Here is a 25,051-nt window from a genome sequence, read left to right as displayed (position 1 = left end):
CCAGTGAGCGCCGCTCAACCGCTTGAAGACTGTGTGGCTGCCGTTCCCTGCATCGCGTACAGCTCCGCGTACGTCCCGCCGTCGTCGAGTAGTTCGGCGTGGCTGCCCTGTTCTGTGACCTGCCCGTCCGCGACGGTGTAGATTCGGTCGGCGTTCGAGACGGTCGAGAGCCGGTGGGCGATTGCGATCACGGTCTGGTCCCCGTCAAGCGTCTCGACAGTACGGTGGATTTGCCGTTCCAGATTCGAGTCGAGGTCGCTGGTTGCCTCATCGAGTACGAGTATCTCTGCATCCGTCAGCAGCGCGCGGGCCAGTGCGACGCGCTGGCGTTGCCCGCCGGAGAGTTTCACGCCGTCGTCGCCCAGCACCGTGTCGAGCCCTTGCGGGAGGTCCTCGAGAAATTCGAGAACGAGGGCCTTCTCTGCGACCTCGTACAGCGTCTCGTCGGAAATATCCCTGCCGACGGTGAGGTTGTACCGCAAGGAGTCGTTGAAGATATGCGGGTCCTGTCGGACCATCGCAACAGCGTCACGCCATTCGTCAAGGGCATATGTCGAAATCGGCGTCCCGTTTGCCAGGATGTCACCACTGTCCGGCTCGTAGAGCCGAGTGAGCAACGAGACGACTGTTGATTTACCGCCGCCGGATTCGCCGACGATGCCAACGAACTCCCCCCGCTCGACAGCCATCGAGAAGTCCGCAAGCACTGGCTCGTCCTCGTAGGCGAACGAGACGTTCTCGAACGCGAGGGCCTCGATTCGGGCCGGAACCGACTGCCCGTTAGTTGGCTCCTGCTGGGCCTCAAGGCGGTCGATAAACTGGTGGGTTCGGACCAGATGTGGGAGCTCCCCCTCGATAGCGTAGATGGTAGAGTTGAGCGAACTCAGCCGGGGGGCGAGTCGGAGCATCGCGAACAGGAACACGCCGAGTTCCGCGATAGACAGCGCCCGAAAACTGATGGCGACGTAGACGAGCCCAAACAGGAGCAGCGAGACTGAGAGCCGATAGAGGCTTCCGATTGCGACCTGGTTCCGGCGAACGGCGACACTGGTTGCAGTGTATCGGTCGAGTGTATCCCGGAACTCAGCAAGCAGTCCGTCGCGCATACCAAACAGCTTCACGTCACGGATCCCCTGCGTCCCCGCCTGTGTTGTCTCCTGCAGTTGTTCGTTTGCCGTCGCCACACGGTCGCCGACAGCGTAGCCGGGCTCGATGCCGTATCTGATAATCGCCGTGACGCCGCCGAGGGCGACAGCCGCACCGACTGCCAGCACCGGTGCGATAGCCAGTGCGATTCCGATATACACCAGGCAGAGGATTCCCTGCTGGAAGAACTGGATGATCCGACCGATGACACGGCCAGCGTACCGGGTCTGTGTCAGAATCGTGTTCATGATGTCGTCGGACCCCTTGTCGTCGTAGTAGGCAACCGACGCGCCCATCGCCAGTTCGTAGGCCCTGTTCTTGAGATCGCGTTCGTACGTCTGTGTAAGCTTCGCTGCGAGCCATTTCACCGCAAACGATGCCGTGTATCGGATAACCATCACGCACGCGAGGCCGACCAACATGAATTCGAGCGTGAGCGGCAGTCCTGCAGCGGCGTACGCCGAAAGGAACTGACCGGTGACGCCGTCCGCCTGAAGCGGGAGACCCTGCCCGGCCTGTGCGGCGTCGAGTATCGGAAACAGGAACGAGAGGCCAACACCCTCCAGTAGCATCACGAAGAGGCTGGCTGCGACGATACTCCCTGTCAACGCCGGACGGTACAGTGCCACGCGGCGCAACGATGCGTATTTTTCACTGACGGAGGGAGTAGCAGCCACCATTGTTCCCGATGCGGTTTCTATGCGGCATAGTTACCGACTTACTACGGTCGGTTCCTACGGGCGCGAAGGGCACGTCTTACGGTGATCAGAATTGCCACGGGGGTGAAAAGGGTCCATAACAAATAGTGCGAGTATCGCCGATATCCACATGGTCGCAATAGATTCCGGATCGACTGTCGTCGCAACTGACGACTGTGTCACCACAACTATCGACGGCGAGATCGTGCTGCTCAACAACGAGACGGGGCAGTATCAGGGCCTGACAGGGGTTGGCCCGGATATCTGGGATCGGGTTCAGGAACCGACGGAACCAGCGGACATCGTCTCGGCGCTGGTCAGAGAGTACGATATCGACAGAGACCGAGCAGTAAATGACGTGGAACGTTTTCTGGAAACGCTTGCCGCGGAGCAACTCATCAAGGTCGATGAGAGCCCGGCTCCGTGATTTCAGAGCGTTGTCATGGGCGCAGAAGCTATTCCTCTGTGAAGCAGTGGTACTGATCGTTACGAGCAAAGTACTGCTTACAGTCGCTGGGCTGGAAGACGCAGAGCGCTGTTTCGGCACGGTCTCTCAGTTTCTCCCGTGTCATCGTCAGTCTGGATCACCAGAAGTGGTACGCTGGGCGGTTTTGACAGCAGGATCACATCTTCCGGGCACCTACGACTGTCTTGATCGAGCACTGACTGGTAGCACACTGCTGGAGGCGAGCGACTTGCCACACTGTCTCCGCTTCGGCGTGGATACGCAATCCAACACTTTCGAGGCCCACGCCTGGATCGAGTCGAACGGTGAGGTCCTCATTGGGGATGTCGACAACTTTGGGCGTTTCCAAATACTCACTGAACACGAAGTGCGTGGCTAACGGATAGTAAATACCCTATTCTCTCGAAATTTAGCAGTAATAGATTATATAACAAATACAAAAACATCTGAAAGCAGAGGTGGGGGTAACCCATGAAGGAATACGAAACGCCGTCGGTAGAAACGTACGGAACTGTCGAAGAAAAGACGAACTGGTGGGACCACGACGACGGATACGGGAAGTGGGACTAGCGTCCACAGCCGGTTCATATATCTAATAGTTTCCTTTTTATCGGCACTCGACATTGGCACCGTTCAGTGGATACATCGCGACGGTTTTGTGCCTGTGTGCTGGGAGTAGAGAGTCCATTCTTATCCACCACAGCAGTCAAGCGGTCTGGTATGAATCAGGGGCGCCGTCGATGGGGTGTATCTCAGCATGGATGGAACCAATGGACAGCCACGCAGGGAGGCAACTAGCAGGATGGCAACGGCAAAGACAGCCACGTACGAAGCCTTTGGACTGACAGTCCGCTCTGCTTTCGACGTACCGGAGCTTCCGCTCGCTGAGCCAGCGCCCGACGGGCAGGCTGACGTCACCATCACTGACGAATGTATTCCTCGCCCACTGGCTGCAGACCCCCGGTCGACCTTTCACGCGGTAGACGAGCGCGAATACTATCTGCTATACGACGCCGCAACGGTCAGAATTCTCGACGGGAAATCCATCGCTGTAGACCCGGCCTCGGACGTGCCAAGCGAAGTCCTCCGCCACGTACTGGTTGGCCCGGCGTTGAACCATCTGCTGGATCAGCGCGGCTACTTCGTGCTGCATGCCAGTACCGTCAGCATCGACGGGCGTGCAGTGGCGTTCGTCGGAGAGTCGGGGGTCGGAAAAACGACAACTGCGATGGCCTGCCTGCTCGATGGACACCGTGTCCTCAGCGACGACGTGGCTGCGATAGCGCTGGACGATGAAGGACCGATTGTCCGGAGCGGCTACCCATCGATGAAACTCGACCCGGAGGCGGTCGAGATGTTTGACCCCCCGGTCGAACCGCCGGAACAGGTCCACAGCGGACGCCCTCGACATTTCTACGGACTCAGGCACGACCAGCCCGCGACTCCGGTGCCGCTAGAACGGATTTATTTGCTCGAAGACGGCGAGACAATCGAGGTGGACGCAGTCAGGCCGGACAAACAGGTCATGGCGCTCGTAGATAACACGTATACGCTGGGCGCGCTGGAAGCCGACGGCCAGGCTGTATCCAATTTCAACGCCTGTGGTGAGATTGTCGATGTGACAGATATAAAACGGCTCCGCCGGCCGCGTCATCTCGATGCGATCCCGGATGTCGCAGCCCGGATTCAATCTGATCTCCAGAGTGACTCATGCTGACGGAGGCTGAACCCGAACTCCGACTGGTACTCAATTGTACTCGTACCGCAACTATCACCGGCGCTTCCCCCGAGCCTCCCACGAGGGATGGCACGCCGGACTGGGACCGCGTCGTTGAACTCGCCCGGTACCACGGCGTCGTGCAACTCCTCTATGAGGGGCTGGAAGCGATGGCACGCAAGTGTGGTGATGACTTCACCGTGCCGGAGGCCGTGTTGACACGACTTAGCAGCATCGTACAGGGAAAGCAGATGCGAAATCTCGCGTTCACGACCGAGCTGCAGCAGATACTGAAACGCTTCGAGGCACGCGGGGTGCGCGCGATACCGTTCAAGGGGCCGGCGCTGTCAGCCGCTGCCTACGATGACGCAACGGTGCGTGAGTACAACGACTTGGATCTGCTCGTCCATCCGGAAGATATCCCCGTCGCTGCGGATATTCTGGAAGAGAGGGGATACGAATGGCACGGGGGCACGCCGCGGCTGGACGACGCCGCGCTGTTAGGTGGTCCTGTGACGAAAGCTATCGTTCACGAGTACGAGATGCGAGGTCCAGATTTCGACGTGGAGCTTCGCTGGCGTGTTGGCGATGCCGAGCGACCGTTCTCCATACCGTTCAGTGAACTCTGGGATCACCGCGACACCGTATCGGTCGGCGGTCAACCGCTTCCAGCGCTTGCACAGCCAGACCGACTGCTCGTGCTGGCTTTCCACGGAACCAAGCACCGCTGGTATCTCCTGAAGTGGCTCTGTGATTTCGTTGCGGCACTGGAGTCGAGAGAAGCCGACTGGCCACACGTCCTTGCTCGGGCGCGGGAAACCGGCGTTGAGCGGAATCTACTGCTCGGGGCCGCACTCGCCCATTCTGTCTTCGGATATTCCCTCCCAGCGCCGATACTGGACCGCCTTCGCACGGATAGCCGCGTCTCCGAATTAGTCGAGGACGTCGTCGAGTCGCTGGCTGCCGGGACGCCAGAGGCGCCCACGAAGTTCGAAGCCGCTCGGTTTTACCTGACTGCCAGCGATTCGATGACTGCGCTGGTTCCGTTCTTGCTGTTGTATTCGCCACTTCACCCGACCTACTCGGAGTATCAGTTTTACCCGCTTCCTGGTCCATTGCATCCGCTGTACTACGTTATCTGGCCGCTCCGACTCCTCCTCGAAACGCCACAGTGGCGGCGACAGTCTTCTGAGAAGCAACTTGACGAGCCGACCTGAGCGACGGTGGCTCCATTCATTGCGGTGTGGATCTGCTGTATTTGAGAGCGGGTTCCCCGCCGTTTCTCACAGCCCATTCACTCCCGTGGCTGGATTGTCCCCTCACCAAGTCCTTTCCAGACGACGCGATAGCCAATGCGTGCGAGCGCAGCGCTGTCGTCCTTGATACCGTAGTCGGCCAGCCGGTCGGTCGCCGCCTCGTATGCCATCCCGGGTTCAATTTCATCAGCCAGTTCGTCCAGCACAGTGGGATCGATGAGCGTGCGGCCGACGCGCTCGTGAGCCGGAAAGGCCACGTTTTCTAGCGCATCCTCGCTGACACCGTACTCCGCGGCGAGGTCGGCGAGCGAGATAACGCTGGCATCCGGACGCAGTTTGTCGGGTATCTCCGCAGCGCTCTCACGCACGAGTCGCTCCTCGTAGGGTCGCAGGGCGTCCCGCACGTCTTTCACGCTGACTGTCCCGGCATACGGGATTGCCCGGTTGTCTGTCGCTTCGATTTCCTCCCCGACGCCGAGCGATTCGTCGACGGCGACCAGCATCTCCACGTCCTCCAAGGCGTCGAGGCGGGCGAGTTTTTTCTCGACGTACTCCGGCGTCCAGAAGCCCATAATCTCGAAGAAGACGCGGAAGGGGGCGTCCTCACCGGCAGTCCCGTCAGCCCTGTCCGAATCTCTGCCGCGCCCGGTGTCCCGAACCCCGGTGTCGGCCCCGGGTCGCCACTCGAAGGCGAAGTCCGGGATGACGACGTGTTCGCCCGCGGCCAGGGGCTCCGGCTCGCGGACGAGGTCCCAGTCGAGATCCAGCGCGGCGAATCGGCCCGCGAAGTCCGCTTCGACCCCGCTGTCGTAGCTGACCTCCGTTACGGGCTCGACACCGGGCACGGAGATGTCTCCGTCTGAGACGGTGAGTTCCCGCTCGGTACCCCGGTCGTCGATGGTCGCCGTCAGCTCCCACTCGCTCGCAGCCGCGACCGTGCGCAGGAGGCGGGCGAACCGGGTCCCGTACCGGCGCGTGTTCGAGAACAGTGCGTCCGGCCCCGTGACGACCACTTCGCGGCCGGTCTCCGTCCGGCGAATCTCGTACATCAGCCGGAGGCGTTTGACCGCCGAGACGAGTGCCTTCGGGTCCGAAGAGCGGACCCGAAGTTCCGTTGCGTCGAACAGCGCCGTCTGCGCCAGCGAGAGGTTGTACTGGGTCCGCAGTTCGGCCGGCCCCCAGCGGGAATCGACATCGGTGAGAATCTGTCGTGAGTCCCGGTCGGCGTACAGCGCGTCGGCCAGCGCGGCGGCGTCCGTGTCGAAGTGGTCGGCGGCCTCTGCGAGTGCCTGTTCGCGCTCGGCCTCGCTCACGACGCCGACGCCCGCGGCGGCTTCGAACACCCGGCGACGGGCTCGGACAGGGTCGACCGGTGCTCGCGTCTCGAAGGTGGCCTCTCGCTCGACGAGCTTCGCCAGCCCGCGGACCAGCTTGAAATCGTCGGCTTCACGCTCTACGTCCACAAGTGCCGCCTCCAGCGTCTCGCGGGACTCGCCGACGTGGCCCTGGTAGATCCCGAGCACGCGGGCCGCCAGCCGCTCCGCGTCGGCGTCGGCGAACTGCAAATGATAGCCGCCGCCGGCCCGCGAGACGCGCAGGAGGTCTTTCGTCAGCACACGCGTGCCTCCGCCGTGGAGCGACAAAAACGCTGTCGACAGCCGCCGCGGTGCGGAACGACGGCGCGCTACCGCCGCCGCCTGGCGACCCGCTCTTCCGCGGTCTCTTCGGTCACGAGTTCGTACAGTAGTGCCCGTCCGCTGTCGGCTTTCGGCCGGAGAATCCGGCCGAGTCGCTGGGTAAACTCCCGCTCTGAACCGCTCCCCGAGAGGACTACGGCGACGTTCGCGTCGGGCACGTCAACACCCTCGTCGAGGACGTTCGCCGTCACGACCCGCGAGTACGTCCCGTCGCGGAACCGCTCCAGAATCTCCCGGCGCTCGCTCGCCCCAGTTTCGTGCGTTATCGCCGGAATCAGGAACTGCTCGGAGAGCCGATACACGAGGTCGGTGTGGGCGGTGAAGACGATGATTCGGTCCCCGCGGTGGCGGTCCAGAATCGTCGCCAGCCGGTCGACCTTCCGCTGGGCGTTCATCATCACCTCGCGGGCGCGCTGTTTCGCCAGCAGCGCCTCGCGGGCCGCCGGGTCGTTACCGGACCGCTTCACGAGTTCCTGGTAGTCGCTACCCGACCGGAGCTGGATGTTTGACTGCTTGTCGGTGAAGATTCCCTGCTGTTCCTCGTAGCGCTCTCGTTCGTCCGGCGTGAGCGAAACCTCGATCCGCTTGATGTCGTAGTCCGCGAGATGCTCACCCGCCAGGTCGTCGACGCTGACTCGCCGGACGAGCGGCCCGACGAGTTCTTCGATGACCTCGTGGGCTCCGTCCGCCCGCTCGAACGTCGCCGTCAGTCCCAGTCTAGCCGGGGCAGCGAACAGGCGGGCGATGTCGCGGTATCCCTCGCCGCCGAGGTGGTGGACCTCGTCGAAGACCACGAGCCCGAACCGGTCGCCGAGTTCGTCGGCCCGCAGGTACGCGGAATCATACGTCGAAACCGTGATATCCTCGATTCGCTGTTCGCCCCCGCCCATGCGGCCGACCGGCTGGTCGAACTCCCGCTGTAGCTCGCGTTGCCACTGCTCCAGCAGGTCGATGGTCGGAACCACGATCAGGGCTGGCGTCCCCAGCGCGACCAGTGCTGCGATGCCGATAACGGTCTTGCCACTCCCCGTCGGTAATTCGAGACACCCCCTGTCGTCGGCTTCGCGCCAGGCGTCTAGAGCCGCCTGCTGGTAGTCTCTGAGGTCGTACGCCGTCGAGAGCGACAGGGACGGGAGAGAGCAGACGCAGTCCTCGTATGCTAGCCCACGCTCATCGAGTTCGGCTGCGAGTTCGGCGTACCGGTAGGCCGGCGCTCGCCCTGTCTGTGAACGCCGGTCGTACTCGACAGCGGGCAGGTCCGACGGCGGGTCCCCTGACACGCGGATTGTTCCCGACTCGTACCTCAGCTCCAGCACATCCGGTGATTCGCCGGTCCGGCCGATAACGCTTTCGCGGGCTGCGCCGCCACGTGCGTCGCCGGTACTTCCAGCTTTACTGCAGTGTACTGCCGGCGACGAGTAAACGAACACTACGGTTTACATCTATTCGCGCCCTATCATCCCAACTATGAGACGTACGCGTACGAGGCTACGTGCTATCCTGTTGTCGATACTGCTGACACTGGCTGTCATGCCAGCCAGCGTAGCTGGGTCCCAGACAGCAGCGGAGACATTGACCGTCGACAAATCCGGGAGTGCCGATTACCGGTCGATACAGGCCGCCGTGGATGCCGCCGATAGCGGCGACACTGTCGAGGTCAGGCCGGGCACCTACCGTGAGGAGATCCGGATCAACGAAAGTATCACTCTCGTCGCCCCTGACCGGGCGATACTGGACGGGTCGCGCTTCGTCAACGGGACCGGCATCACGGTGGCCGGCACAGCTGAAGCGAACGTCACCGGATTCACCGTACGGAACTACCGCTTCGGTCTCGCGGCCAACGGAACCAGCGGCGACTGGACGGTCACTGATACGACAGTTATCGCTACCGATGTCGGCGTCTACGCGCCCAACACGACTGGAAACTGGACTATCGAGGACGCCGCCGTCGCCAGCACGACCTACAGCGGCGTGTTCGCCCGCGGCACCAGCGGCGACTGGACGATTCGCGATACCCGCTTCGTCGAAGTCGGCGGTGACGGCGTCGACGTCCGCAAGTCCGCCGGTGACTGGACGGTCGCCGCGGTCGTCGTTGACCGGTCCGGCGCAGACGGCGTCGACGCATCCGGAACGACTGGCGACTGGACGGTCCAGAACACAGAGGTCCGCCGGAGTGATACGGGCGTCAAAGCCATCAACAGCGGTGGTGACTGGTCGGTGACCGATTTGACAGTCTCCCAGAGCGACACCGGCCTCGTGACCGCCTTCTCGACTGGCGCGTGGACACTCGAAGATACCACGCTCGAAACCCGAGATATTGGGGTCTTCACTGCTCGCACGACCGGTGCGTGGACCATCCAGAACACGACTATCGAGAGCCGACTGCAGGGAATCCACGCCGTCAAGACGAACGCCTCTTGGACTGTCTCTGACTCGACAATCTCCGTGACCGCAGAGCAAAATGCCATCGGTGTCGATGCCCGGTCTGCGACCGACGGCTGGTCGCTTACCGACGTCACCATCGAAAGCCCCGGTATCGAAGTCGCCGAGTGACCGGCCGCTCCGCCACTGCTCTTCCCCGTCACGGGCTGGCACTCTCGTCATCAAAGCGAAGCTCTTAATTAAAACACCCACCTCTCCCAGAGTGCGGGACCGTGGGGTAGCGGTATCCTCGGCGCATGGGGTGCGTCGGACCTGAGTTCGAATCTCGGCGGTCCCACTTCAACTTCTCTAAAGCCATCTCAGATAGCAACAGCGACACTCGACTAAGTCGACTTCTAACCTATAATCAGGGGGTAACGGGCATCAGCGTAGCAAGGGCGGTGAGCTGAGCGCAGGGCTGTGAGGCAAAGTGAGTGTCGTGTAGCCGTGGCAGTGTGAAACCGATTTCCTCTACACTTTTGTGACGCCACTAGCAAGCGGGGGTATGGGAAAGGCAAACGACGTAGACTACGCTGACCTGCACGACCCGAACGCAGAGTACACAATGCGGGAGCTCTCTGCGGAGACGATGGGCGTCACCGCAAAGCGCGGTGGTGGCCGCGACGTGGAGATCACCGACGTACAGACGACGATGGTCGACGGGAACTTCCCGTGGACGCTCGTCCGAATCTACACTGACGCAGGCATCGTCGGCACGGGCGAGGCCTACTGGGGCGCTGGCGTCCCGGAACTCATCGAGCGGATGAAGCCGTTCGTCGTCGGCGAGAACCCACTGGACATCGACCGCCTGTACGAACACCTCATCCAGAAGATGAGCGGCGAGGGGTCCGTCGAGGGCGTGACCGTCACGGCCATCGCCGGTATCGAAGTGGCGCTACATGACCTCGCGGGCAAGATTCTCGAAGTGCCAGCCTACCAGCTCTTGGGTGGCAAATACCGCGACGAGATGCGCGTGTATTGCGACTGTCACACCGAGGAAGAGGCCGACCCCGAGGCCTGCGCCGAGGAGGCGCGCCGCGTCGTCGACGAACTGGGCTACGACGCCCTGAAGTTCGACCTCGACGTGCCAAGCGGCCTGGAGAAGGACCGCGCGAACCGCCACCTCCGTCCGGGCGAAATTCGACACAAGGCCGAGATCGTCGAGAAAGTCACCGAAGAGGTCAAAGACGAGGCTGACGTGGCCTTCGACTGTCACTGGACGTTCTCGGGTAGCTCCGGGAAGCGCCTCGCAGAGGCTATCGAAGAGTACGATGTCTGGTGGCTGGAAGACCCCGTTCCGCCGGAGAACCTCGAGGTACAGGAGGAAGTCACCAAGTCCACGACCACGCCGATCACCGTCGGCGAGAACCGTTATCGCGTCACCGAGGAGCGGCGGCTTATCGAGAACCAGGCTGTCGACATGATCGCGCCGGACATGCCGAAGGTCGGTGGCATGCGCGAGACGCGGAAGGTCGCCGACGTGGCGAACCAGTACTACATCCCGGTCGCGATGCACAACGTTTCCTCACCGATTGCGACGATGGCGAGCGCCCACGTCGGGGCCGCGGTCCCGAACTCGCTGGCTGTCGAGTACCACTCCTACGAACTCGGCTGGTGGGAGGATCTGGTCGAGGAGACCGTCATCGAGGACGGCTATATCGAGATTCCGGAAGAGCCGGGGCTCGGAGTCACACTCGACCTCGACGCCGTCGAAGAGCACGTCGTCGAGGGCGACACCGTCTTCGACGAAGCGTAAGGTTCAGCCCCCATCTGTTGGTGTTGACTGGGACGGCACCGGGTGACGTGGTGGTCACCCGAGAGTACTCACGGCGGTACAGTTACGCCGTCTCGAACTCGACGCCGGTGACCTCGAAGCGAGCACCGCCGGCGTCGCTTTCCGTGACCGTTATCGACCAGCCGTGGGTACCGACGATCTCACTGACGATTCGGAGGCCGAACCCGGGACCCGAAGCCAGCGAGTAGCCGCCCTCGAACACGTCTTCACGCTCGTCAACCGGAATCCCGACGCCGTCGTCCGCGACGTAGAACCCGCCGTCCAGTTCGCCGATAGTTATCGTCAGGCCGGCGGTTGCTCCCTCCGACTGTGATACCGAGGCCGTCCCCAACTGCCCGGCGGCGTCATTCTGTCTCTGGGTAGGCGGCGTCTGTCCATGCTCCACGCTGTTACGGAGCAGGTTCTCGAACAGTTGCCGGAGGCGGCTTGGGTCCGCCCGGACCACGGCCGAGGTCCGTAGCTCCAGCGTTGCATCGCCAGTCTCGACGGTTTGCCAGCACTGCTCGACGACTGTCTGGAGCGGCACCGGCTCGCTGTCGAGTGCGGCCTCGCCGTTCCGGGCCAGTGTCAGGAGGTCCTCGATGAGCTGTCCGATACGGTCGTGGGCTCGCTCGACTGCGTCGAGGTGCTCGCTGTCGTGTTCCAGCTGTGCGAGCTCTAGCTGGCCCCGGGCAACGTCAAGCGGGTTCCGGAGGTCGTGACTGACGACGCTGGCAAACTCGTCGAGGCGCTCGTTTTGCCGTTCAAGAGCCTGTTGACGGCTGCCGCGGGGAGCGGTCTGCCGTCCGATACCGGCCACGCCGAGCGTCGAGCCGTCAGCAGCTGATATTCGGCCACCGGTGAATTCGTACGGGACTGCCGTTCCGTCGGCAGTCAACAGCTCAGCTTCGAACGACGACTCACCGGTCGCAAGAGCCGTCTCGATACCTCGGCGAACGCGTTCACGGTCAGATGGGGCGAAGAGGGCTGGTAGCGCCATCGACGCGAGATCAGCGTCCCCGTATCCAGTGGCTGCCGCCAGTGCATCATTCCAGCGAACGAGATCACCGCTTTCGTCGAGTGCATAGAACAGATCCGGGACTGCATCGACCGGCGCGTCGAGGCTATCCAGTTCCGCGGCGCGTTCGGACTCGCGTCGCTTCCGCTCGGTGATGTCACGCGAGGCGCCGACGATTCTGGCGACAGTGCCATCCTCGATAATGGGTTGGGCTGTGGCCCGTACCCAGCGCTGTTCGCCCTCCGGTCTAGTGATTCGGAATTCGATATCGGCAGAGTCGCCGGCTGAAACGCGCTGCATCGCCTGCATGACACTGTCCTGGTCTGTGGGATGAATCGCCGTCATGAACTCCGCGGGATTGGCCTGCAAGGACTCGACGGAGCGGCCGTAGATGGTTTCGTATGCCGAATTGACGAACTGTATCTCGGACCAGTCCCCGGAAAACACCCATAGCAGTTCGTTCGACTGTTCTGCCAGCTCTGTGAGTTGCTGTCTGGTCCGGCTGGCGAGTTCCGCCGACTGGTGATGTTCGGCGAGCAGCCGAATCCGATTGGCGAGGAGGTCACTACGGCCAGCAGCTGTGTCTCTGCTGAAAACGTCGGTGACACCGTTCGAGAGGACGTCGCTGGCGACGGAGTCCGACTCGGTCAGCAATAGCACCGGGACAGTGCTGTCCCGCTCGCGGACCGCGTCAGCGAACGCACAGCCGGACCGGTCCGGGAGGTCATCCGCGACGACGATGCCATCAATAGCGGTACCTTCGAGGCGTTCGAGCGCTCTGTCTGCCCGGTCGGTTGTGGTCAGCGTAAGCGAGTCCTGGTTTCGACTATCCGGGAAATCGACAGGCTCGTCGAGTAGCGGCGTGTCGTCTACCTGCAACACGTGCATCGAATCTGCGGTCGCATATGTGTCAACCATATTGTGTAAATAGAACTGCATCACCCCTCTTGAAGCTACGCCTGGATTGACGGATTACGACCCAAAGCGGTCCGAGATTGCACCCCGGTCAATCTTGTCCGGGCCGCTGGTCGGCATCGCCTCGAGGAACGCAACCTCGCGGGGGTGTTTGTACCGGGCTAGTCGGTCGTCAAGGAACGTCCGGAGGCCGTCAAGTGTCAGCGGCCGGTCGTCGGCCCCGCCCGTCGTGCTATCGGTCGCAGGTTCGATGACGGCCTTCCCGACCTGTCCCCACCTGTCGTCGGGGACCGGAATCACGACGACTTCACTGACCGAGGGATGGTCGGCGATAGCGTCCTCGACCTCTGCTGGATAGACGTTCTCGCCGCCGCTGACGAACATATGCTTGGTACGACCCTCGATATAGTAGTAGCCGTCCGCGTCGACACGGGCGAGGTCGCCGGTCGACACCCAGCCGTCGCCGAACGTCTCGGCGGTGGCGTCGGGGTTGGCAAGGTAGCCCGTCGCGGCGTGGGGCGAGCGCAACTGGAGTTCGCCGACGGTGCCGGGGTCGACTGGCTCTCGCTGGTCGGGTTGCTTGTCACCATCGCCCGCATCGTCAGGCGCGACGACTCTGGCGTCGACGTGCATCGCCGGCTTGCCGACCGAATCGGCCTTCTCACGGGGCCAGCCCTCGGGCATCGCGAAGTTGTTGGGACCGCACTCGGTGAGGCCGTACCCCTGTGAGAGGTCGACGCCGCGGTCCCACCACGTCTCCATCACGCTCTTGCGGCAGGGGCCGCCGCCGGACTTGGCGAAGCGGAGCGTCGAGAGGTCCGTCTCTGCCCAGCGGTCGTGGTCCGTCATCATCCGCAGTACAGCCGGGACGGCGACGAGGACGGTCCCGCCCTCCGCGTCGATGGTCTCCAGTACGTCGCCGGGGTCGAACTCGCGGGCGATGACGACTGTTCCGCCCATGTGCCACAGCGGGACGGTGAGGACGTTCCAGCCGCCGGTGTGGAACATCGGGAACACCATCGGCGTTACGTCGTCCTCGCGCAGCCCCCAGGCCGTGATCGTGTTCAGGGAGTTCCAGACGATACCGCGGTGGGTGATTTTCGTCTCTTTCGGCGTCCCCGTCGACCCGCCGGTGTGGAGGAGGAGGTGCGTGTCGCCGGGGGCCGGAGTGGCGGTTTCGACGGGCCCGTCGTCCTCGGGGAGGGCCGAAGCGTAGGGCGTGCTGTCGAGCGTGGAATCCGAGGACGCGCCGTCGGCGGTTTCGAGATGGATGAGTTCGGGGGCCGTCGCGTCGGCTGTCTCCAGTGCGGTCGAGACAGTCTCGGCGAAGGGGACTTCGACGACGAGGAGGTCGGGGTCTACGCGGTCGAGCAGTTCAGCGAGTTCAGGAGGTGCGAGCCGGTGAGACAGCGGGGCCAGTCGGCTCCCGGTCTTGCCGGTCGCGAAGAAGAGGTCCACGACGGCGGGGCGGTTCCGCGAGACGACCGCAACACTCGATTCATCGCCGACGACGTACTGCCGGAGCAGGCGAGCGGTCCGGTTCGCGCGCCGGTCCAGTTCGGCGTACGTGAACCGCTCGCCGGTCGTCGCGTCCACCAGTCCCTCGCGGTCCGGCGTGAGCGCGGCCCGGCGCTCGCTCCAGGCACTGACCCACTCCTGTGGGGTGCCGGGACCGATTTCAGACATCGTCGACGAACTCCCGAATCTGTGTGTTGACGCGCTCGTACTCCTCGATGAACAGCAGGTGCGGGCCGCCGTGGACGGTGACGAAGTCGGCGTTTGGCAGTCCGCGGGCCAGCAGTTCCCCGTTCTCGTATGGCACCACCTCGTCGGCGGTCCCGTGGATGACCAGGCACGGCTCCGTGATTTCCCTGAGGCGGTCCGACGCGTCGAACGCCTGGACTGCCGCGCCTTGCCACTCCAGTGCCCGGTCGCTCGCGTCGCTGTCGATGCGCCAGTCGACGATGCGTTCGATGAGGTCCTCGTGGGCGTCCATGAACGAGTCCGAGAGCGCCGGTTGCATCTTGTACCGCCGGAGTTCCCGCTCGTCGAGGTCCTCGGGCACGTCGAACATCCGCTGCTGTGTCTCCTCGGGCACCGGCCTGGCCTCCGGCCCGCCCGGTGAGGTACACATGAGCGTCAGCGACTGCGCCCGGTCGTACTCTAGGGCGTACTGCTGGGCTATCATCCCGCCCATGCTGGCCCCGACGACGTGGGCCTGTTCGATGCCGGCGTCGTCGAGGACGGCCTCCAGGTCCCCGGCCATCTGGCCCATCGTGTACGGCCCCTCTGGTTCGTCCGAGTCCCCGGTGCCGCGGTTATCCCACACGATGGTCTGGTACTCGTCGACGAGCGCCTCCTGTTGCCACAGCCACATCCAGCGGCCGTAGCCGATACCCTCGACAAAGACGACGGTCTCGGCGTCCGGCGGCCCCTCACGTTCGTAGGCGATGTCGACGCCGTCGTTGGTCGCGTATTGCATAGTGGTCGGTTCTGGTTGGAAATCCTTCAAGTGGTCCGGTTCCTGGCTCATCGTGGTTCTGCCTCCGGTTTCGGTCGGTCGGGCTGTCGGGCGGTCGGTCCGGCGGTCGGGTGTCCGGCGTCGGTCATTCCGAGTCACCCCATAGCTTTGCGGGCAGTGCCTCGGCGAACGTGCCGCCGAGCCGGGCGCGAAGCGTGCCCAGCAGGCCGTCGGGGACGTAGAGGACGAACAGCACGAACACGAGGCCGACGTAGAGGCTGGCATGCCCGTTCAACAGCAGGTCGATGAGGCCGCCGATGGTCGTCCCGCCGACCAGCGTCGTGTCCAGCGTCCCCTGGCCCAGCAGCGCGCGGAGGTAGGGCAACAGGCCGCCGCCCTGCCCGGCCTTCGAGAGGAACTCTCGCACCGTTTCGTCGAACAGATGGCCGTACAGCGAGCCGGCGAGCGTGCCGAAGCCACCGATGATGCTCGCCAGCAGCGCGTCGCCGGTCACCAGGAAGTAAAACGAGTTCTCCGGGCTGGCCGAGCGCTTGAACCCGGCGAACAGCCCGCCTGCGACGGCGGCGAAGAACCCGCTGATAGCGAAGGCTCCGAGCTTGTACAGGTAGGTGTTGTAGCCGACGGCGATTGCCCGCTCCTCGTTTTCCCGGATGGCGAGTAACACCCGGCCGAAGGGGGAGTGGATGACCCGCTGCATGGCGAAGTAACACGCGAGGACGACCAGCCCGACCATGTAGTAGGACACTTCCGTCCCGGACAGCGTGGCCCCGAGCAGGGCCACCTCGTCGCCAGTGAGGACGCCGATAGACAGCGATAATTGGTCGATTCCGGGGACTCCGATCTGGAAGCCCTCGGCGTGGCTTGGTCCGACGGCGGGGCCATCCCGGGGGTTGGTCGCCACGTAGTCCCAGCCGCGGACGAACACGTAGAACACCTGCGCGAAGCCGAGCGTGATCATCGCGAAGTACACGCCCGAGAGGCGGAACGACACCAGCCCGACGAGTATCGCCAGCACGATGGCGATGAGACCGCCGACCAGCAACGACAGCATGAACGGCGTCCCGGGACCAAGCAGCGGCACCTTTCCGTTGGCGATGAGGATGACCGTGTACGCGCCGGTGCCGTAGAACACCGCGTGGCCGAAGGAGAGGTAGCCGGTGTAGCCGCTGATGAAGTCAAACGAGATGGCAAAGAGGCCGAAATAGAGGACGCCGACCATCGTCTCCACCGTCGGCAGGAGCATCTGCGTCTCGGCGCTGACCGGCGAGCTCAACAGGGTGTGGTACACCGGCGGATACAGCGCCAGCAGGGCGATGACGAGGATGTGGGCGGTGTGGTCCCGCAGGTACTCTCGGGGCCACCCCGTCTCGACGGTCGTCTCCGGTGGCTCGGACGCCGCCTCGGCGTCGGCCTCGGTCTCGGCGCTAATGGCCCCCCACCTCCTCGACGCCGAACAGGCCCTGCGGGCGGACGATGAGCGTCACCACGAGCACGAGGAACAGCACCAGTTCCGGCAGGCCGGTGAACTCGATGACGTTCTGGAACCACCAGGTCGTCACCGCGTCGGCCATCCCCACTACGAGGGCGGCCACGACGGTGCCCCGAAACGTGCCGAGGCCGCCGACGATGACGACGATGAACGCGGGCAGCAGCGTCTCGGCCGCAAGCGGCACACTCGCGCCCCACGTCGGGTCCCACATCAGGAGCGTTCCGGCCGCGCCGGCCAGGCCGATACCCAGCGCGAACACGACAGTGAACACCTGGCGCACGTCGATGCCCAGCGCCGCCGCCATCTCCGCGTCCTCGCTCCCGGCCCGGATGTACAGGCCGTAGCGGGTCCGCGTGAGGAACGCCCAGATGCCGACGACGGTAATCGCCCCCAGGAGTATCTGGAACAGCGACATCCAGCCGGCGCTGACGGGACCGAGAGCGACCGGTTCCCGGAGGAACTGCGGCTTGGTCGCCAGCGCGGCCTGCCAGTCAGACAGCGGCTGGAGGCCGTAGACCCCCAGCACGATGCGGGTCAGCTCCTCGATGACAAGCGTCAGGCCGAACGTCAGCAGAATCTGGTATATCGGCGGGCGGTCGTACAGCGGCCGGATGATGGTCGTCTCGATGGCCCCGCCGAGCGCCGTCAGCAGGGCGAAGGCGACGACGATGGCGACGAAGAACAGGCCGAGGCGAGTCAGCGGCGCTGTCCCGCCGGTGACCGTCACCACCATCAGGAGGCCGCCGAGGTACGCCCCGACCATCGTCAGCGAGCCGTGGGCGAAGTTCAACACGCCCATCAGGCCGAAGATGAGTGTGAGGCCGCTTGCGATCATGACGTACAGCGCCGACTTGGCGAGACCGTTGACGATGACGCCGCCGAGTTCGCCCAGCGTCAGAAACTCCGCGAGAGCTTCCAGTATCATGCCGACAGATACCTCCTGAACCGTTCGTCGTCGGCCGTGACCGCCGCTGTCTCGCCGTCGTCGACGACCCGTCCTTTGTCGAGGATGTAGAACCGGTCGGCCAGGTCCAGCGCCAGCGGGAGGTTCTGCTCGACCAGCAACATCGTCACGTCCTCGCTCGCCGTCGACAGCGCCTCGGCCACGTCCGTGACGATTTGGGGGGCCAGCCCCTCGCTCGGCTCGTCGACCAGCAGGAGGTCGTTGTCGCCGACCAGCCCGCGGGCGATGGCGAGCATCTGCTGTTGCCCGCCCGACAGCGTGCCGGCGTCCTGACCGCGTCGCTCTTCGAGGATGGGGAACGAGTCGAAGGCCAGCCGGAGGCCGTCGCCCACGTCGTCCGGGTCCGGTATCGCTGCACGGAGGTTTTCCTCGACCGTGAGCTGACCGAATATCCGGCGGTCCTCCGGAATCCAGCCGAGGCCGCGGCCGGCGACCTCGTGGGTCTCCAGGCCGACCAGCGACTCGTCCCGGAAGGTAATCGACCCCTCGCGGGGCGGCGTCAACTGCAGAACCGTCCGGAGCGTGGTGGTCTTGCCGACGCCGTTACGGCCGGCGAGCGCGACCACCTCTCCCTCCTCGACCGAGAGGTCGACGCCTTCGAGGATGTGGCTGTCGCCGTAGTAGGTCTGGACGCCGGCGAGTTCGAGCAGGCTCACGCCGTCCCCTCCCCCGAGTCCGGGTCTGACTCGGCCGCTGTCGACTCATCATTCAGACTCCCCGGTTCGTAGCCGCCGAGATACGCCGACTGTACGTCGGGGTTAGCCTGTACCTCTGCTGGCGGTCCGTCTGCGATGACCGCGCCCTGATGCAGGACGACAACGCGGTCGGAGACCCCCATCACGATGTCCATATTGTGCTCGACCAGCAGGACCGGGTAGTCCTCCGCCACTGCTTCGATGAGGTCCCGGATTTCGTCGACGCTCTCCGAGGAGACGCCGGCGTTTGGCTCGTCGAGCAGGAGGACCGCGGGGTCGCCGGCCAGCGCGATGGCGACTTCGAGCTTGCGCTTCGCGCCGTGGCTCAGCGTGCTCGCGATATCTTGCGCCCGGCGGGCGAGCCCCACCCGGTCGAGAAGCTCGTGGGCGCGCTCGGTGAACTCGTCGTAGTGGTCGACGTTACGCCAGAACGTCGTGGCGTCGTCGCTGTGGGCCTGTTCGGCGACCCGGACGTTCTCCAAGACCGTGCTGTTGGGGAAGACATTCGTCACCTGATAGGAGCGGTGGAGGCCCTTGCTGGCTGTCTCGTGGGGTGACGCGTCGGTGATGTTTTCCCACCGTCCGTCACGCTGGAGTTCGACCGTCCCCTCAGTGGGCGAGAGGGTCCCGGTCAGCAGATTGAAGAACGTCGTCTTCCCGGCCCCGTTCGGACCGATGAGCGAGCAGAGTTCGGTGTCGAGTTCGAAGTCGACGCTGTCGACGGCAGTGAGTCCCCCGAACTCTCTGGTCAGTCCCTGTGTTCTGAGCATACCTACAGTGAACAGCCCATCTGATCGCTGTCCTGCGGGATGGTCGTCTCGTCGTCGCTGATGCGGGCGAGCGGTTCACCGGGCATGATGGCTGCGCCCCAGTTGTCGGCCCACTCGTCGGTCGTCGGAATCGGGTTCGCGACGGTCATCGCCGACCGCGCCTGGTTGTTGTACGACTGGAAAGTGTAGCCGTTCTCGCCTTTCGGCGTGTCGGTGACAGTCAGCCCCTTCAGGGAAGTGGCGATGTCTGCACCGTCGGTCGACCCGCTCTCCTGAATGGCCTGATGAATCGCCGACGCGCCCGTGAACGTCCCCGCCGAGAACAGGTCCGGGACGACGCCGTAAGCGTCGGTGTAGCTCTCGACGAACGCGTCGTTGATGGGATTGTCGTACTGATTCCAGTGGTAGCGAGTCGTGAATGGCCCCAGCTGTGAGTTCCGTATCTTCTCCTCGGTCAGGGGTTCGCCGAGTACGCTCTGCATCGTCCCGCCGACAACGCTGTTGGTGATTCGGGTTGCGAACCCGCCGAACACGCGGTAGGAATACTCGCCCGAGAGGAACGCATTGAACATCGCCGGGAGCGTCGCGACCGTGAAGCCGCCGACGACCCCCTCAGCTCCGGCCTCCTCGGCGTTGTCCAGCAAACCGTCCCACTCGGCGTAGCCCTGTTCGACAAAGCGCTCACCGACGATGTCGACGCCCTCAGCTTCGAGCACGTCTCGGTAGTTGTTGACGACTGCGCGGCCGAAGCTGTAGTCCGCGCCGAACAGGTAGACGCTCGATACGTCCGTCTCTCTGGCGACGTACTTCCCGCCCGATCGCGCGTCCATCGCGGTGTTCTCGCTGGCCCGATAGACGAGGTCGCTACAGGTAGCCGAGTTAGACGTGATGTCGGCCGACGCCGCCGGCCCGAGCATGATGGGGACCTGTGCCTGATTGACGACCGTCGTGACGACCCGGCTGGCCGCCGCCGAGGACGTACAGCCCGCGAGCAGGTCCACGCTCTCGTTCTCGACGAGGTTCGTCGCCGCCGTCTGGGCCGTGTCCGCCGAGAACTCCGTGTCCCGTATCAGCAGCCGGTACTCCGTGTCATCAGCAGTGACCGTTATTTCGCCGCTCCCGGCGTCTGTCGGCGGTTCCGTCCCGCCCTTGTACGCCAGCCCGGAGAGGAAGCCCCACAGCGCCTGGTCGCCGTAGTACTTCAGGTCGCCGGCTCGGGGCTGGAGCACCCCGATGGTAACTGTCTGTGCCGAGCCACTGCCGCCCGATTCACCGTTCGTGCCGCTGTCCGTCGCACCGCCGTCCGAATCGTCCTGTTCAGTCATGGATGAGTCGTCACTGACACAGCCGCTGAGTCCGACAACACCGGCACCGAGCGCGCCGAGAACGCGCCTCCGTGTAGCCGTATTCTGCATAACAAATAATTGTAGACTCGCCGGCCACATAGTGCCCTGAGTTAACATGTTAACGCGGCGGGGCCGTCGGGCCTGCAGCGGCCCTAACCTTCGAGTGTGGGGCGGACGGAACGCAATCGATGCCGGGACGAGAGCAACTGTCGCGCTGGCTGCTGGTACTCCTGCTGGGCCAGCTCTCGGTTCGCGCGCTCGTCGGGGGCGCGGCGCTGCTTACCGCTCCCGCCGGCACGCTCGTCGGACTACCGCCGGGGCCGCTCGACAACACGCCGTTCGATACCTTCCTCGTCCCCGGCCTGGTGCTGTTCGTGGTGTTCGGGCTGACAGCCGCGGTCGTCTGTTACGGGGCCTACGCGACTCGCCGGTGGGCACGGCCGGCGGCCGTCGGCGTCGCCGTGGCACTCCTGGCGTGGGTTGCCGTCGAGGTGAGCGTCGGCTTCTCCCGGCCGACGGTCCTACTGAACGTCGGGACCGGAATCGGCGTGCTGGGACTGGTCGCGTTACAGCGGCGGCAGTGAGTCCCGTGTCAGTCCTCGATCTCGTCCAGTGCGTCGACGACGCGCTCGATCATCTTCCGCTCGCCGCGTCGGAGATTCTTCGAGACGGCGGGTTTGGACACGCCGAAGTCCTCGGCCAGCGACCCCAGCGTCGCGTCCCGGGGCGACTCGAAGTAGCCCTCGGAGACGGCGGTCTCCAGCGTCTCGCGTTCGGTGTCCGAGAGGTCCCGACAGCCGTCGACGAGCGTCATCGCCGCGCCGGCGTTCTGGACAAGGTCCTGAAGCTGTGGGAGCGTCGTCGACGTGCGTTCGACCACGTCGTACTCGTTGTCGCGGTCCAGTTCCGAGAGCGTCGTGTCGGCGTCCCGGCCGCGGTCGAAGCCGACGTGCCAGGTTTCGCTGCCCGCCTCGATATGGAACGGGCCGGTGATGTACCCGCCGTTGTCCCTGATGGTCTGCATCGCCGCTGTTTCTTCGATCGTCGTCCGGATGTGCGCGGCGTTTTCTTCGCGGCGTAACAGCACACAGTCGTTCATGTTCTCGTGAGCCTGCAAGCTGTCAAGCCCCGTATCGAGTATCCCCGCGTCCTCGGCTTCGACAACCATCCGCGTCTCCAACTCCCGCGCACGCTGATCGAAGTCCCAGTGTACTGCTGCAAAGGCGACACTGTGGTCTGCCGTCGTGTCGATGAAGGGGCAGTCGTACTGCTCCATGTCCAGAGCGATGTCTATCATTGGCAGTCCACTGTCTCGTATGTGGTTCGTGTGATACGGTAAAGAACCCCACGATTAATAATAGCTGTTTTCCGCAAACGGGTTCTTCACGAACGTCTATCCCTGATACACCGTTTCAATAGTGTTTTAGGGCTCGGTTCTGGATGAAGTGGTATGACTTTGCACGCCAGAGAGATAAACCAGGACGTACGGGAGCTGGGTGCGCTCCTGGGCGAAGTGCTGGAGGCACAGACCTCGACCGAAGCGTTCGAAACGGTAGAAACGATTCGGAACTCGTGTATCGACTACCGGCGCGGGGACGCCGAGACGCGGGACGAGGTCCACCGGGCACTGAACCGGCTGAATCCGGAGACGCAGGACATTGTCGCACGCGCGTTTACTACCTACTTCGAACTTATCAATCTCGCCGAGGAACGCGAACGGGTCCGGGAAATCCGAGAAGGCAGTCAGGAAGGCGTGCTGGCAGACAGCGTCGAGGAAGCCGTCCGGGACCTGGCCGAACGCGGCGCGGACCCGGAGGAGTTCGAGCAGGTCCTCGAAGACGTGCTCATCCAGCCGACGTTCACGGCCCATCCGACCGAAGCCCGCCGGAAGACAGTGAAGGCGAAGCTCCGGTCAGTGGCCCGTGACATCGAACGACTCGACGAGCGGCGACTCACCGAACGCGAACAGAATCGTATCGAGCGGGATCTCGACGCCGAAGTGACAAGCCTCTGGCAGACCCCGCAGGTACGGGACCGCCGGCCGGAGGTCACCGACGAGGCACTGAACGTGCAGTGGTACCTCGAAAACGTCCTGTTCGATGTCATCGACGAGGTGTACGACGAACTCGAACACACGCTCGAAGACGTGTACGACGAGGACATCGATATCGACACCCTCTACGAGTTCCGCTCGTGGGCCGGCTCGGACCGTGACGGCAACCCGTTTGTCACCACCGAGGTGACCGAGGAGACCCTAGAGCGCCAGCGCGATACCGTCCTGCCGCTGTACCGCAACAAGCTCAAGGAACTCTCCGGCGTGCTCAGTCAGGACGCCTCGAACATCGCGACCGACGCGCTGTTCAACGAGCGACTGGACCGGCACAAGTCCAGGCTCCCCGGCATCGCCGCGGAGGCTGAGGAACGCTATCCGGACGAGCCCTACCGCCAGAAGCTCCGGCTGATGCGCGAATCCGTCATCCGGGTCAGCGACGTTCGTCAGGGCGGCTACGAGAACGAGGAGGAACTGCTGACCGACCTCCGCGTCATCGCCGACAGTCTTCGGGAGAACGACGCCGAAGTCATCGCAGAGGCTCACGTCGACCCGCTGATCCGCAAAGTCGAGACATTCGGCTTCACCCTCGCTAGCCTCGATCTGCGCGACCACCGGAAGATGCACACCGACGCCATCGCCGAGGCTGTCGACCGGCAAGGCATCGATTACGCGGCGATGGACGAGGACGAGCGCGTCGAGTTCCTGACCGAAGCGATTCTGCAGGACAACCCCGTCATCGACATGGAAGACACCGAGGGGCTCTCGGAGGATGCTACCCGCGTCCTCGACCGATTCCGCGCCACCGCCGACTGGCAAAACGAGTTCGGCATCGACGCTATCGACACCTACGCCATTTCGTGGTGTGAGGAGCCCAGCCACGCGCTTGAAGTTCTGTTCCTCGCTGACCAGGTCGACATCGTCGACTTGCCCGGTTACTGCGGGTTCGACGTGGTGCCGCTGCTGGAATCGGAGTACGCCCTCTCGGGCGCGCGCCGCATCATGGGCACGCTGTTCGAGAACGAAGCCTACTCTCAGGCACTGGAGGCCCGGGACAACATTCAAGAAATCATGCTGGGCTACTCCGACTCGAACAAGGAGAACGGCTTCCTCGCCGCCAACTGGTCGCTGTACAACAACCAGAAGCGTCTGGCGGACATCACGGACGACTACGACGTGGAGATGCGTCTGTTCCACGGCCGCGGCGGCTCTATCTCTCGCGGTGGCGGTCCGATGAACGACGCCATGCTGGCCCTGCCAAACGAGACGGTGACCGGCCAGATCAAGTTCACCGAGCAGGGCGAGGCCATCGCCGAGAAGTACGCCAACCACGACATCGCCGAGCGCAACCTCGAACAGATGCTCAACGCCCAGATTCGGGCGCGGAAAAACGCCATCGAGGAGCCGGTCGAGGAGATCCCCGACGAGTGGGAGGACGCAATGGAGACGGCGGCCGATGCTGCCCGCGACGAGTATCAGGACCTGCTTGAGACCGACGGCTTCGTCGAGTTCTTCGAGCAGGCGACGCCCATCACCGTCATCGAGAACCTCAACATGGGCTCGCGACCGGCCTCCCGCAGCGAGGACCGCAGCGTCGAGGACCTCCGTGCCATCCCGTGGGTGTTCTCCTGGACGCAGGCCCGCTGTATCATCCCCGGCTGGTACTCCATCTCGACCGGGCTGGACGCATACCTAGAAAACGGCGGCGATATGGAAACGCTACAGGAGATGTACGAGAACTGGCCGTTCTTCCGGACGAAACTCGACAACGCGTCGCTGGCACTCGCCCGTACCGACCTCGGAATCGCCGAGGAGTACGCCGACCTCGCCGACCCCGAACTCCGCGAGCGTATCTACCCGCGAATCGTCGAGGAGTACGAGGACACTGTCGAGAAGGTGCTCGAAATCACTGGGCAGGACGGGCTCCTCTCGCGGGACTGGCTCAAGGAGAACCTTGAGCGCCGGAACCCGTACGTCGACCCGCTGAACCTGTTGCAGGTCCGCCTGCTCAAGCAGTCCCACCGGACCGAAACCGAGCGCCGGACCCTGCGGCTGACCGTCCAGGGCATCGCGGCCGGAATGAAAAACACTGGGTGAGCCACTGAGCGTCACCGGCTGCGGCATAGCTGGAATAACTTACTACGAAA

General features: G+C 63.8%; 20 protein-coding genes and 1 tRNA gene. 9 read left to right on the top strand and 12 right to left on the bottom strand.

All coding sequences use genetic code 11. From position 1 onward, the window contains the following. Positions 1-14 precede the first annotated feature (14 nt). Positions 15-1,823 (bottom strand): multidrug ABC transporter permease, encoded by a 1,809-nt coding sequence (locus BVU17_06265; protein AUG48847.1) that lies wholly within the window; start codon positions 1,821-1,823, stop codon positions 15-17. A gap of 151 nt (positions 1,824-1,974) precedes the next feature. On the opposite strand from BVU17_06265, the gene BVU17_06260 reads away from it, so the two are divergent. From BVU17_06260 to BVU17_06245, 4 genes are all read left to right on the top strand, one after another. Beyond that, the gene (locus BVU17_06260; protein ID AUG47148.1) at positions 1,975-2,271 is read left to right on the top strand and encodes a hypothetical protein; all 297 of its coding nucleotides are present in this window, start codon (positions 1,975-1,977) and stop codon (positions 2,269-2,271) included. Next, complete coding sequence (locus BVU17_06255) at positions 2,252-2,689, top strand: hypothetical protein (GenBank protein AUG47147.1); 438 nt, start codon at positions 2,252-2,254, stop codon at positions 2,687-2,689. The genes BVU17_06260 and BVU17_06255 overlap by 20 nt, the downstream gene beginning before the upstream one ends. A 423-nt stretch (positions 2,690-3,112) precedes the next feature. Further along, positions 3,113-4,027: a hypothetical protein gene (locus BVU17_06250; protein ID AUG47146.1), complete on the top strand. Its 915-nt coding sequence runs from the start codon at positions 3,113-3,115 to the stop codon at positions 4,025-4,027. Beyond that, positions 4,021-5,244 (top strand): hypothetical protein, encoded by a 1,224-nt coding sequence (locus BVU17_06245; protein ID AUG47145.1) that lies wholly within the window; start codon positions 4,021-4,023, stop codon positions 5,242-5,244. The genes BVU17_06250 and BVU17_06245 overlap by 7 nt, the downstream gene beginning before the upstream one ends. A 77-nt stretch (positions 5,245-5,321) precedes the next feature. Here BVU17_06245 and BVU17_06240 read toward each other — a convergent pair whose 3' ends face one another. Further along, positions 5,322-6,899 (bottom strand): hypothetical protein, encoded by a 1,578-nt coding sequence (locus tag BVU17_06240; protein AUG47144.1) that lies wholly within the window; start codon positions 6,897-6,899, stop codon positions 5,322-5,324. 68 nt (positions 6,900-6,967) lie between these two features. Continuing rightward, positions 6,968-8,296: a DNA repair helicase gene (locus BVU17_06235; protein AUG47143.1), complete on the bottom strand. Its 1,329-nt coding sequence runs from the start codon at positions 8,294-8,296 to the stop codon at positions 6,968-6,970. 151 nt (positions 8,297-8,447) lie between these two features. On the opposite strand from BVU17_06235, the gene BVU17_06230 reads away from it, so the two are divergent. The 3 genes from BVU17_06230 (at position 8,448) to BVU17_06220 (ending at position 11,157) form a co-directional block, all read left to right on the top strand. After that, the gene (locus BVU17_06230) at positions 8,448-9,533 is read left to right on the top strand and encodes a pectin esterase (protein ID AUG47142.1); all 1,086 of its coding nucleotides are present in this window, start codon (positions 8,448-8,450) and stop codon (positions 9,531-9,533) included. 95 nt (positions 9,534-9,628) lie between these two features. Continuing rightward, a tRNA-Pro gene (locus BVU17_06225) sits at positions 9,629-9,699 on the top strand. Between the two features lie 207 nt (positions 9,700-9,906). Then, positions 9,907-11,157: a gluconate dehydratase gene (locus BVU17_06220; GenBank protein AUG47141.1), complete on the top strand. Its 1,251-nt coding sequence runs from the start codon at positions 9,907-9,909 to the stop codon at positions 11,155-11,157. 82 nt (positions 11,158-11,239) lie between these two features. Here the strand turns inward: BVU17_06220 and BVU17_06215 are convergent, their stop codons facing one another. The 8 genes from BVU17_06215 to BVU17_06180 all read right to left on the bottom strand — a co-directional run bounded on the left by BVU17_06215 (position 11,240) and on the right by BVU17_06180 (position 20,923). Continuing rightward, positions 11,240-13,111 (bottom strand): hybrid sensor histidine kinase/response regulator, encoded by a 1,872-nt coding sequence (locus BVU17_06215; protein ID AUG48846.1) that lies wholly within the window; start codon positions 13,109-13,111, stop codon positions 11,240-11,242. Between the two features lie 54 nt (positions 13,112-13,165). Further along, positions 13,166-14,794 (bottom strand): long-chain fatty acid--CoA ligase, encoded by a 1,629-nt coding sequence (locus BVU17_06210; GenBank protein AUG47140.1) that lies wholly within the window; start codon positions 14,792-14,794, stop codon positions 13,166-13,168. Beyond that, a complete protein-coding gene (locus BVU17_06205; GenBank protein AUG47139.1) occupies positions 14,787-15,590 on the bottom strand; it encodes a 3-oxoadipate enol-lactone hydrolase in 804 nt (267 codons plus the stop codon). The genes BVU17_06210 and BVU17_06205 overlap by 8 nt, the downstream gene beginning before the upstream one ends. 124 nt (positions 15,591-15,714) lie before the next feature. After that, the gene (locus BVU17_06200) at positions 15,715-16,863 is read right to left on the bottom strand and encodes a branched-chain amino acid ABC transporter permease (GenBank protein ID AUG48845.1); all 1,149 of its coding nucleotides are present in this window, start codon (positions 16,861-16,863) and stop codon (positions 15,715-15,717) included. A gap of 151 nt (positions 16,864-17,014) precedes the next feature. Continuing rightward, on the bottom strand, positions 17,015-18,004 hold the full coding sequence (locus BVU17_06195; protein ID AUG47138.1) for a branched-chain amino acid ABC transporter permease: 990 nt from the start codon (positions 18,002-18,004) through the stop codon (positions 17,015-17,017). Beyond that, positions 18,001-18,699 (bottom strand): ABC transporter ATP-binding protein, encoded by a 699-nt coding sequence (locus BVU17_06190; protein AUG47137.1) that lies wholly within the window; start codon positions 18,697-18,699, stop codon positions 18,001-18,003. Before BVU17_06190 ends, BVU17_06195 begins: the two co-directional genes overlap by 4 nt. Next, positions 18,696-19,508, bottom strand: a complete 813-nt coding sequence (locus BVU17_06185) for an ABC transporter ATP-binding protein (GenBank protein ID AUG47136.1) — start codon at positions 19,506-19,508, stop codon at positions 18,696-18,698. The genes BVU17_06190 and BVU17_06185 overlap by 4 nt, the downstream gene beginning before the upstream one ends. A 2-nt stretch (positions 19,509-19,510) precedes the next feature. Next, complete coding sequence (locus BVU17_06180; GenBank protein AUG47135.1) at positions 19,511-20,923, bottom strand: branched-chain amino acid ABC transporter substrate-binding protein; 1,413 nt, start codon at positions 20,921-20,923, stop codon at positions 19,511-19,513. Positions 20,924-21,042: 119 nt separating this feature from the next. Here BVU17_06180 and BVU17_06175 point away from each other — a divergent pair, with 119 nt between their 5' ends. After that, a complete protein-coding gene (locus BVU17_06175) occupies positions 21,043-21,438 on the top strand; it encodes a hypothetical protein (protein ID AUG47134.1) in 396 nt (131 codons plus the stop codon). Positions 21,439-21,446: 8 nt separating this feature from the next. Here the strand turns inward: BVU17_06175 and BVU17_06170 are convergent, their stop codons facing one another. Next, positions 21,447-22,151: a helix-turn-helix domain-containing protein gene (locus BVU17_06170; protein AUG47133.1), complete on the bottom strand. Its 705-nt coding sequence runs from the start codon at positions 22,149-22,151 to the stop codon at positions 21,447-21,449. A 153-nt stretch (positions 22,152-22,304) separates the two neighbouring features. On the opposite strand from BVU17_06170, the gene BVU17_06165 reads away from it, so the two are divergent. Then, a complete protein-coding gene (locus BVU17_06165; protein ID AUG47132.1) occupies positions 22,305-25,001 on the top strand; it encodes a phosphoenolpyruvate carboxylase in 2,697 nt (898 codons plus the stop codon). Positions 25,002-25,051: the final 50 nt, after the last annotated feature.

This window comes from Haloarcula taiwanensis, from assembly GCA_002844335.1.
Classification (GTDB): domain Archaea; phylum Halobacteriota; class Halobacteria; order Halobacteriales; family Haloarculaceae; genus Haloarcula; species Haloarcula taiwanensis.
The sequence above is the reverse complement of the archived record's forward strand: the minus strand, read 5'-3'. Positions and strand labels throughout refer to the sequence as shown.

Coding starts and splice junctions, on each gene's coding strand:
- BVU17_06185 (AUG47136.1), bottom strand. CDS start 19,508: ATGCTCAGAACACAGGGACTGACCAGAGAGTTCGGGGGACTCACTGCC.
- BVU17_06170 (AUG47133.1), bottom strand. CDS start 22,151: ATGATAGACATCGCTCTGGACATGGAGCAGTACGACTGCCCCTTCATC.
- BVU17_06180 (AUG47135.1), bottom strand. CDS start 20,923: ATGCAGAATACGGCTACACGGAGGCGCGTTCTCGGCGCGCTCGGTGCC.
- BVU17_06255 (AUG47147.1), top strand. CDS start 2,252: ATGAGAGCCCGGCTCCGTGATTTCAGAGCGTTGTCATGGGCGCAGAAG.
- BVU17_06175 (AUG47134.1), top strand. CDS start 21,043: ATGCCGGGACGAGAGCAACTGTCGCGCTGGCTGCTGGTACTCCTGCTG.
- BVU17_06245 (AUG47145.1), top strand. CDS start 4,021: ATGCTGACGGAGGCTGAACCCGAACTCCGACTGGTACTCAATTGTACT.
- BVU17_06210 (AUG47140.1), bottom strand. CDS start 14,794: ATGTCTGAAATCGGTCCCGGCACCCCACAGGAGTGGGTCAGTGCCTGG.
- BVU17_06205 (AUG47139.1), bottom strand. CDS start 15,590: ATGCAATACGCGACCAACGACGGCGTCGACATCGCCTACGAACGTGAG.
- BVU17_06215 (AUG48846.1), bottom strand. CDS start 13,111: ATGGTTGACACATATGCGACCGCAGATTCGATGCACGTGTTGCAGGTA.
- BVU17_06165 (AUG47132.1), top strand. CDS start 22,305: ATGACTTTGCACGCCAGAGAGATAAACCAGGACGTACGGGAGCTGGGT.
- BVU17_06220 (AUG47141.1), top strand. CDS start 9,907: ATGGGAAAGGCAAACGACGTAGACTACGCTGACCTGCACGACCCGAAC.
- BVU17_06260 (AUG47148.1), top strand. CDS start 1,975: ATGGTCGCAATAGATTCCGGATCGACTGTCGTCGCAACTGACGACTGT.
- BVU17_06195 (AUG47138.1), bottom strand. CDS start 18,004: ATGATACTGGAAGCTCTCGCGGAGTTTCTGACGCTGGGCGAACTCGGC.
- BVU17_06230 (AUG47142.1), top strand. CDS start 8,448: ATGAGACGTACGCGTACGAGGCTACGTGCTATCCTGTTGTCGATACTG.
- BVU17_06250 (AUG47146.1), top strand. CDS start 3,113: ATGGCAACGGCAAAGACAGCCACGTACGAAGCCTTTGGACTGACAGTC.